The sequence below is a fragment of the Caloranaerobacter azorensis DSM 13643 genome, assembly GCF_900129995.1.
GTDB classification, from domain to species: Bacteria; Bacillota; Clostridia; order Tissierellales; family Thermohalobacteraceae; genus Caloranaerobacter; species Caloranaerobacter azorensis.
This window is the reverse complement of record NZ_FQXO01000093.1, coordinates 1-7,822: the sequence shown is the minus strand read 5'-3', so window position 1 is coordinate 7,822 and position 7,822 is coordinate 1. Positions and strand designations below refer to the sequence as shown.

Sequence of the window (7,822 nt, the reverse complement as noted above, 5' to 3'; positions counted from 1 at the left end):
AAAAATAATATAGTGAATTCAAAGTTTTGACCGTATATTTTTTTATAAAGTTATCGTATATAAACTTTATTGACCTTACTTCTTCAAGTGCAAGTATTGACAGTATTAGCCAGTAAAATATATTAAAGCTTCGCTTCTTAAAAATATGTCTATATTCATATAAATATTGTTTTAATGTTTGTTTTATAGAGTTTTTGGATATACTAATCATAATCAGACATCTCCTAGATTTTTTTTTTAGTTATGATTAGTATTCCTAGGATTTAGATGTCTGATTTTTCTACTTTATGGAAGCTAACTCTTTATTTCTTGTAAAGTGGTGTAATAAAGATGTTAATGTAAAAGAAAAAGATGTAATATTATATTTTGCGGATGATAAGCTAACGAGTTTAGTAGCAGAAAAGGTAAAGGTACAAATAGATGAAAAACCATTAGAAGAGATTATTTTAGATAGACTTAAACAAGGCCCTAAAAGTGAAAAGCTTAAGAGAACGATAGCTCCTCATATACAGATATTAGGAGTAGAAGTTGTTAATAATACTGCCAGAGTTAATATTTCTAGCAGTGGATTGCATGGTGGCTCAACAGAAGAAGTATTTTTTATTGCATCTATTGTAAAGTCATTGACAGAATTAGATTATATAGATAAAGTCCAATTTTTGGTAGATGGTAAAAAAGTAGAAAGTTTAATGGGGCATATTTATGTAAAGGAACCTTTTACAAGAGAATCAGTTGAGAATATTATAAGTTAATAGATTTACAGGGTTTGAAGAAAGCTATTTAATTTTAGTAGTAATATTGATAAAGTGTATGCCATTGTTTGGCATACACTTTATCGGTACAATAAAATTTTATTTAAATATGCCATCTATAAGTTTATTAAAGTTGATATTTCTTATAAATTCGATAGTTTTGTCTTTAGAATTATTAAACCAATCTAATTTATATATTTTTTCATTTTTATTTCTGATTTTTGCTTTTTCTATTTCGTATTTATTAATTGAGATTCTGTAAAATATATTATTTTTTCCAATAATATTAACAACTTCGGATATATATTTTTCATTTCCATTACGTCTTATAAATATAATCCAGTAAGATTGATTATTATTTGAAACTTTTTCTATTGATAAATAGGATTGATTATTGCTCGAATTTTTTTCTATTCTATTATCATCAACATACATTTCATTAATTATGTCATCAAAAGATTTATTATTAAAATCGGATATACTATTAAGTTTAAATATATCGATTTTGAGTATTTTATTACTGTTATTATCATTAGAGTATTTAATATTGATATTGTTTATATAAGAAATAGAAAAATTATCATATGTATATATCTTATTAAATTCACCTATATGAGTTTCTGGCTCTGAACACTTGACAGTTATTTCTTTCAATTTATAACTACCTATATTTTCTGGTATATAAATATTATTAAATATCTTTTTTAAATCTTCTAGAGAGTTATACGTTTTACTTAATCTTGTTATGCATATAGGAACGTTGTCATCTAATATATATTTGTATTGGTTTAATTCTAAATCTTTACTTTCTGCTTCTTTTATTTTTTCATATTCTGAAATTTCTATTTCGTCAATATATTTAGCATTTGAATCATTGTCTATATTTACTATTTCATTATAATTTATACCATCATTTTTTATTAAGAATTCGAATATATCACTATTAAATTTTTCAATCAGATTTATATCCAAATTGTTCATTACATCGAGTTTTGAATGAATAATATCTGAAGGTTGTCCAATAGTTACAGAAGGTATGTTATAATATATAAAACTTTCATGATCAGAACTATAACCGTCATCGAAAGAAATATTGTAGCCTTTATTTTTGAGATAATTATATAGATCATTATCTAATGCTCTTTTACTGTTAAAATTTAATCTATTAATAATAAAAGCTTTATCTTTAATGCCAATACAATCAAAGTTAATATTTGCTATGTTTTTATATCTGTCTTTAATGAATGCAGCAAAGGCTTTACTTCCCTGTCTGCCGGATTCTTCACCATTAAAGGCACATATTATTATATCTTGCTTTAATTCATTATTTTTTGAATATTCTTTTAGTTTTTTTGCTAAATCTAATAATACTGATATACCTGAGCTGTTATCTAATGCACCAGAGTATATTGTATTTCCGATTTTACCTATATGGTCAAAATGAGCTGATAAAATAATAGCACTGCTGTTATCTTTACCCGGAATTTTTGCTACAATATTATTTGCTTTAATCTTTTCTGTATCTAGTTTATAGCTAAATTTTATATTGCATTTATTATTAATTAAATTGTTGTATAAATTTTTACTGATTTGAATGATAGGGGTTTTGACATTATTTACTGCAATATAATGATGAAAATTGTTTGTTTTTATTAAAATTCCTTTTGCTTTTCTATACTGGGGTTTTATATTGTTATCGACTAATAAAAAGGAATTTTCATCTAATTCTTTACTTGTTTTAGCACTTATGTCTATTTCTTTTGTATACGAAATAGGTAAAAAATCTCTACCTATAATACATTCTTTAGTATCTCCATTTTCATATTCTATGGTCATTTTTATGTTTTGATTATCAAAGTTAACAAAACTATGATCATACGGAAATAAATAACTATCATCTTCAAGAAATTCCAAAGGTTCTAATTCTAGCATTTTAAAATATTCAGAGATAAATTTTTCAGCTTTTTTGCTTCCTTCTGTTCCTGTTAGTCTACCTTCTAGTTCTCTGTCAGTTAAAAAATTAATTATATCTTTTGTGTTATAATCTATTAAATTTTTATCTATATTTGATTTTAAAGCTGTTCCAATTACTAGGATTACAGCTAGTATTATTATAGATTTGAAAAGAGTTTTTTTCAATTTTATCACTTCCTTATTTGAGAAATTAAGTATAATTATGGGGGAGAGAAATTGATATTTAGTTGTTATATATTTTTTATTAATCAAAAATTATTTAATAATATACAGTTTCTACATATTTCCATCTAGTCCCTTGATAAGTTTTTATTTTTTCTGTTGCACCACAAGCACAATATTTTTCCTGAATTTTGTAAACTTTTTGTTTTACATAAACTTTATATCCAATTTCACGTCCGTCATCTAATATAGGTTCTCTGCTTGTAATATTAGTATCTACATAATCGTAGTCTGTTTTACCATCTTGCCATCTATGATGCCCATCGGGCCAGTAATCACAAGGAACATAAAAAGGTTCAATAATAGATGGATTATTTTTAGGTAATCGGTAATTATTTTGCATTGTTTCTCCATTATAAGCAAAAACGTTGCCTGTTAGACTTATTATTAAAATAAGTATCATAAATGAAGAAATTAGTCTTTTCATTATAATCTTCCCCCTGTAAGATATAAGTTAATATAAATTAAATCTTTATAAATCATCTCTCCCCCTTAAATTCTTTTTAACATAAATTCAACATTTTGTCAATAAAACTATGATTTAGTCAATAAAGAAAATATAAGTATTGATAAATATAAAAAGGATGCACAAAGCATCCTTTAAAAATTAAGCTTGTCTTTTCTCATTCCGATACTAAGAACTAGTCCAATACTTATTAAATTTGCTAATAGGAAAGTACCACCATAACTTATAAAAGGTAATGGTATACCTGTTACAGGCATTAGTCCCATAGTCATTCCTATATTTTCTATGATATGGAAAGAAATCATTGCAGCTATTCCTATAACTATTAAAGAACCCGTAAGGTCTTTAGAGTTTTTTGCTATTATTATAAGTCTATATAACATAATAAAGTATAGTAAAAGTAGAACAAGCCCTCCTATTAATCCTAATTCTTCACCAATAACAGCAAATATAAAATCGGTATGTTTTTCAGGCAGAAATCCATACTGTGTTTGAACACCATGAAAAAGGCCTCTACCAAGTATTTTACCAGAACCGATTGCTATTTTGGACTGTATAACCTGATAACCTGCTCCCATTGCATCAAGACTAGGATCTAGAAAAACTCTAATACGGTCTTTTTGATAACCTTTTAATAAAAATAACCATAAAACAGGTAAACTGATTAGCCCAGCACCAACGGCATATAAAATATATTTAATGTTGAGTCCTGCTATAAATAACATAATGAAAATGAAAAACATAAAAACAGTAGCTGTTCCAAAATCAGGCTGCATAAGAATTAATGCAACTGGTGCTAGAGAGAACATTAAAATTTTTAACAATGTAAAAGGTTCATTAATCTTTTCCTTATTATTATCTATAAATTTTGCTACTGATATTATTATTCCTATTTTGACGATTTCTGAAGGTTGGAAACTAAAACCTCCAATAGATAACCAACTCTTAGCGCCCCAAGTCTCTTCGCCAGTTCCAAATAACAAAACTGCTATTAATAAGAGGTTACAAAATCCATATATTAAAAGATATAATCTACCAAATGTTTCATAATTTAATAATGCTAATATGAATATAGCGATTAAACCTAATACAAATGAAGTAATTTGAGTTTTGAGAAAAGGATTCTTAATGAGTTGTTTTAAGAAATTAATATCTAATTGGATATCACTTCCTTTAGTTTTAGAGGTTGCACTTGCGATTACTATGAAACCGTAGATACATAATAGAATTATTGTTATAAATAATATATAATCAAACTTTTTCCAAAGTTTTCTTTCTAACATATTTTAGATTTTCCTTTCTTTTGAATTATTTTAAGACATTTAAATTATATCATATATTTAAGACATATCAATAATAGGTTACTATTTATGCTATAATGCTATATATAGATTAAATTTAGGGTGATAGGTATGCTGTATTTTGTTTGTGCTTTTTATAATGAAGCAAAGCCGATAATAAATTTTTATAAACTAAAAAGAGTTAATGAAAATAAGTTTTTTCAAGTCTTTGAAAGAGAAGATATAAAATTAATTATATCTGGAGTAGGTAAAATAAATTCTGCAATAGCTTTATCACATATTGTTTCTAAATATGGTATCTCTGATGAAGATATTGTTATGAATATAGGTATTTGTGGAAGCAAAAATAGAGAGATTGGAGAAGCAGTTCTTGTCAATAAAATCCATGATGTTGAGACAAAAAAAGACTATTATCCAGATATATTGATTAGCCATCAATTTGAAGAAGGGACTTTAGAGACTTTTTCAAAGCCAGTGATTGACTTTGATATAGAAGATATATGTGATATGGAGGGAAGTGGCTTTTTTAAAGCTTCATCAAAATTTTTTTCTCCTCACCAAGTACAGCTTATAAAAATCGTTTCGGATCATTTAGATGGTGTAAGGCTTACAGGCGAATTTGTTGAGAATTTGATAGAAAAAAATATCTTAACAATAGATGATTATATAAATAAAATGAAAAAAAGTTTCATAAAAAAGGATTTGCTTGATGATTGGGATAGAAAAATGATGGAACAAGTAAGTTCAGCACTTAATTTAACAGAGAATCAAAAAATTCAGTTTAATAAGGCTTATATTGGATATAAGATAAGAGAGAGCAAAAGTCCAGAATTTGTAAAAAATATACTTAATGTGAGGGTGCAAGGCAAGAATGAAAGTAAAAGAGAGTTCAAAAAACTCATTAGTAAACTTTATGAATAGTTTTTCGCACATATATGTAGAAAAAGAAGTTTTAAATCATCGTATAACATTAGAAATATTAAGTAAATTTCCAAATAGTAAGATAATAGAAATAAAAAATTATAAAGATGTTTTTAATAGGCCAAAACAAAACTTTATAATTCAAAAAAAGTCTCCAAAATTGATATTAGCTAAAAAAATAGATAACTATTTATATGAAGGTTCACCTATTTGTGAAGATTTTGGAGAAACTTCATTTTATTATTCTTCAAATATATTTAATTGTATTTATGATTGTGAATATTGCTACTTAAGAGGTTTATATTCATCTTCTAATATTGTAATCTTTGTTAATATAGAAGATTTTTTTGAAGAGATTATTAAAACGACTAAAGATAGAAGAGCTTATATATGTATTTCATATGATTCAGATATATTGGCTTTTGAAAATATAACTGGTTTTGTTAGAAAGTGGATTGAATTTGCAAATAGGAATAAGAATTTGCTTATAGAGATAAGAACTAAAAGCAGTAATTTTAGAAGCATCAAAAATTTAGAAATACCATCCAATATTATATTTGCTTGGACTTTGTCTCCTCAGAAGATAATTGATGATTTTGAACACAAGACTCCTAGTCTTACTGCAAGGTTAAATGATATAAAGGTAGCTATTTCAAAAGGATTAAAAGTAAGGATATCTCTTGAGCCTATTATTAAAGTTAAAGGGTTTGAATCAATATATGGCGAATTTATAGATGAAGTATTTACAGAAATACCATCAGATGCTGTAAGAGATGTCAATATCGGAGTATTCAGAATGAGTGAGGAGCATATAAAAAGGCTGAGAAGGTTAGATAAGTATTCTAAAGTGTTTGGATACGATTTTAAGAAGGAAAATGGAGTTGTAAGCTATTTTGATGAAGAATATTTAAAAAGTTTTGTAAAAGAAAGATTAATTAACTACATTGATGAAAAGAAAATATATTAGAGGTGATAATAATGTTTTTAGGATGTCATTTGACAATATCTAAAGGTTATTCAAATGCTGCAAAAGCTGCAATTAGTATAGGGGCTAATACTTTCCAATTTTTTACGAGAAATCCTAGAGGAGCAAAAGCAAAAACTTTAGACATGGAAGATATAAATGAGTTTGAAAAAATATTAAATGAATATAAATTCGGTCCGTTGGTTGCTCATGCTCCATATATACTTAATCTTGCATCTCATAAAGAAGATACTTGGAATTTAGCGAAAAGAGTAATTAAAGAGGATTTAGAAAGATTAGAAAATATTCCGTGTCCATATTTCACATTTCATCCAGGGAATCATCTTGGTAAAGGCATAGATTATGGAATAAATAGGATAGCTCAAGGGCTTAATGAAATAATTACGGGTAATGAAAATACTATGATTTTATTGGAGACAATGTCTGGAAAGGGTACAGAGATAGGATACACATTTGAACAGTTGAAAGGCATAATTGATAAAGTAAAATATTCTGAATTGATAGGAGTTTGTTTAGATACTTGTCATATATATTCAGCGGGATATGATATAGTTAATGAATTAGATAATGTTCTAGAAGAATTTGATAGAATTATAGGAATCGATAGATTAAAAGCTATACACTTAAATGACAGCATGAAAGAGTTTGGAAGTAGGAAAGATAGACATGAAAAAATAGGAAAAGGTACTATAGGACTTGAAGCCATTTTAAATGTATTAAATCATCCTCAACTTAAAGATTTACCATTTATTCTAGAAACTCCTAACGAGCTTGATGGATATAGAGAGGAGATAAAATTATTAATATCAAAAAGCTATTAGTCAATTTATATATAAATATATATTTGAAATTTTAAGACCTATTGATATTACAATTATCAATAGGTTTTATTTGTGTGCCGGGCATGCGTAACAACTAGGTGGTGAAAGTCCACTGTGGGGGTTGACCGTGCCAACCACTAGCTAAAGGCAAGGGTGTCCATCGTGAGGTGGAATCTGAAGGAAGCCGGAGGCAAAATCCTGGTCCGAGGTACACGAACCACATTCGAGGCTGTATAAATCGGGTGAGTTTGCAAAACAAAACAAAGCCCAAAACGGTCCGAAGGTTTATGCAGTAAATGTGGCGGATATATGGGAGGAAAGTGGTTACGCTTACCCCGGGAGGTCTCAAGGGTACGTCATTTAGATGAATTTCAAAATGA

8 protein-coding genes are annotated in these 7,822 nt (G+C 27.1%); 4 read left to right on the top strand and 4 right to left on the bottom strand.

Annotated elements, in window-relative coordinates; all coding sequences use genetic code 11:
• The coding region (locus BUB51_RS13355) for a hypothetical protein (RefSeq protein ID WP_278294401.1) at positions 1-211 on the bottom strand (211 nt) is incomplete at its 3' end.
• 76 nt (positions 212-287) lie between these two features.
• Here BUB51_RS13355 and BUB51_RS11270 point away from each other — a divergent pair.
• Complete coding sequence (locus tag BUB51_RS11270) at positions 288-752, top strand: GerMN domain-containing protein (RefSeq protein ID WP_073197817.1); 465 nt, start codon at positions 288-290, stop codon at positions 750-752.
• Between the two features lie 99 nt (positions 753-851).
• On the opposite strand, the gene BUB51_RS11265 is transcribed toward BUB51_RS11270, so the two are convergent.
• The 3 genes from BUB51_RS11265 to rodA all read right to left on the bottom strand — a co-directional run bounded on the left by BUB51_RS11265 (position 852) and on the right by rodA (position 4,697).
• Positions 852-2,891 (bottom strand): M28 family metallopeptidase, encoded by a 2,040-nt coding sequence (locus BUB51_RS11265; RefSeq protein ID WP_073197816.1) that lies wholly within the window; start codon positions 2,889-2,891, stop codon positions 852-854.
• 94 nt (positions 2,892-2,985) lie between these two features.
• Positions 2,986-3,375: a hypothetical protein gene (locus BUB51_RS11260; protein WP_073197814.1), complete on the bottom strand. Its 390-nt coding sequence runs from the start codon at positions 3,373-3,375 to the stop codon at positions 2,986-2,988.
• A 173-nt stretch (positions 3,376-3,548) separates the two neighbouring features.
• Positions 3,549-4,697: a rod shape-determining protein RodA gene (rodA, locus tag BUB51_RS11255; RefSeq protein ID WP_073197812.1), complete on the bottom strand. Its 1,149-nt coding sequence runs from the start codon at positions 4,695-4,697 to the stop codon at positions 3,549-3,551.
• A 129-nt stretch (positions 4,698-4,826) separates the two neighbouring features.
• Between rodA and BUB51_RS11250 the strand changes: the two genes are divergently transcribed.
• Genes BUB51_RS11250 through BUB51_RS11240 form a run of 3 tightly spaced genes read left to right on the top strand, consistent with a single transcriptional unit; the run spans position 4,827 to position 7,442 of the window.
• Positions 4,827-5,636 carry a 5'-methylthioadenosine/S-adenosylhomocysteine nucleosidase family protein gene (locus BUB51_RS11250; RefSeq protein WP_073197810.1) on the top strand — a complete coding sequence of 270 codons (810 nt, stop codon included), beginning with the start codon at positions 4,827-4,829 and terminating at the stop codon, positions 5,634-5,636.
• Positions 5,587-6,603, top strand: coding sequence for an SPL family radical SAM protein (locus BUB51_RS11245; RefSeq protein ID WP_200791957.1), 1,017 nt, complete (start codon positions 5,587-5,589; stop codon positions 6,601-6,603). The genes BUB51_RS11250 and BUB51_RS11245 overlap by 50 nt, the downstream gene beginning before the upstream one ends.
• Positions 6,604-6,614: 11 nt before the next feature.
• A complete protein-coding gene (locus tag BUB51_RS11240; RefSeq protein WP_143153615.1) occupies positions 6,615-7,442 on the top strand; it encodes a deoxyribonuclease IV in 828 nt (275 codons plus the stop codon).
• Positions 7,443-7,822: the final 380 nt, after the last annotated feature.